1 protein-coding gene is annotated in these 770 nt (G+C 65.1%); it reads right to left on the bottom strand.

Annotation, left to right across the window (positions count from 1 at the left end; all coding sequences use genetic code 11):
* Positions 1–770, bottom strand: a 770-nt coding sequence (locus RFM41_RS34080; RefSeq protein ID WP_320319362.1) for an SIS domain-containing protein, incomplete at both ends; no start/stop codon positions are given.

Below are 770 nucleotides of genomic sequence, written 5' to 3'. Positions count from 1 at the left end.
TCCACCGTCACCGACTTCGCCAGATTGCGCGGCTGGTCGACGTCGGTGCCCATGAAGACGGCGGTGAAATAGGCCAGCATCTGGATCGGCAGGGCGTAGATGATCGGCGCGATGATCTCCGGCACGTCGGGCAGGATGATCGTCTCCATCGTCTTGATGCCGGCCTGCGCCGCGCCCTTCTTGTCGGTGATCAGGATGATCTTGCCGCCGCGCGCCGCCACTTCCTGCATGTTCGACACGGTCTTTTCAAAAATGCGGTCATGCGGCGCGATCACGATCACCGGCATGTTCTCGTCGATCAGCGCGATCGGCCCATGCTTCAGCTCGCCGCCGGCATAGCCTTCGGCGTGGATGTAGGAGATCTCCTTGAGCTTCAGCGCCCCTTCCATGGCCAGCGGGAAGTTGGTGTCGCGGCCGAGATAGAGCACATCCTTGTAGCGCGACAGCTCGCGCGAGATGCGTTCGATCTGCTCGTCGAGCTTCAGCACCTGGGTGGCCAAGCGCGGCGCTTCCGAAAGCGCGCGCACCAGCTGCTTTTCCTCCTCGGGCGAGATCGTGCCGCGCGCCACGCCCGCGCGCACCGCAAGCGCGGCCAGCACCGAAAGCTGGCAGGTGAAGGCCTTGGTCGAGGCGACGCCGATCTCCGGACCGGCGAGCGTCGGCAGCACGACGTCGGATTCGCGCGCCATGGTCGATTCGCGCACATTGACGACCGTGCCGATCTTCATGCCGGCCTTGCGGCAATAGCGCAGCGAGGCCAGCGTGTCGGC

Origin of the sequence: Mesorhizobium vachelliae (genome assembly GCF_033977325.1) — a bacterium.
Lineage (GTDB): Bacteria > Pseudomonadota > Alphaproteobacteria > Rhizobiales > Rhizobiaceae > Mesorhizobium > Mesorhizobium vachelliae.
This window is presented reverse-complemented; position numbering and strand designations above follow the sequence as displayed.